This is a genomic window from Mesorhizobium sp. M1004, from assembly GCF_040318795.1.
Lineage (GTDB): Bacteria > Pseudomonadota > Alphaproteobacteria > Rhizobiales > Rhizobiaceae > Mesorhizobium.
This window is the reverse complement of sequence record NZ_JAMYNB010000049.1, coordinates 1-548: the sequence shown is the minus strand read 5'-3', so window position 1 is coordinate 548 and position 548 is coordinate 1. Positions and strand designations below refer to the sequence as shown.

The window sequence follows — 548 nt, the reverse complement described above, 5'->3', positions numbered from 1 at the left end:
CACAGGCGAAATGAACAAGCTTTGGATGAAACCCAGCTTTTCCGCCGGGCTTCCGACCTCGTTCGTGGTCGACCGAGACGGCCACATCGCCTTTATCGGTCATCCGAGCCAACTCGATGAGGTTTTGCCGAAAGTGCTCAACGGCAGCTGGCGCACCAGCAACAAAGCGAAAGCCGCCGATCAGGAGCGGATCGCCACAAGCGAATCCCTGGCGCGCGAACAAGCGTTGAAGAAGCCGATCAATGAGAGATTTTGGGCGGCGGTGGGGAAACAGGACTGGAAGACGGCATCCTCGACATTGGAAGAGGGCATCGCCTTGATGCCGGACGACCTCAATTTCCGCCGGGCTCATGCACATCTGGTGCTTCACAGAATGCACAACATGCGGACCGGCTTGCCCGTCATACGCCAGTTGGTTCTGGACGCGATCGACAGAAACTCCGAGGATTGGATACTTGCAGCGCTAGACCAACTCTTCCATCCAGCGCATGACCATTCGCACATTCCATCTGCTGAGCGCTTCGCGATGGGCAAGGAGCTGTCCGAAC

The 548-nt window shown here is 57.5% G+C and carries 1 pseudogene; it reads left to right on the top strand.

Annotated elements, in window-relative coordinates:
• Positions 1-10 precede the first annotated feature (10 nt).
• Positions 11-548: pseudogene (locus NKH54_RS32465) on the top strand (TlpA family protein disulfide reductase); the annotation flags it as partial.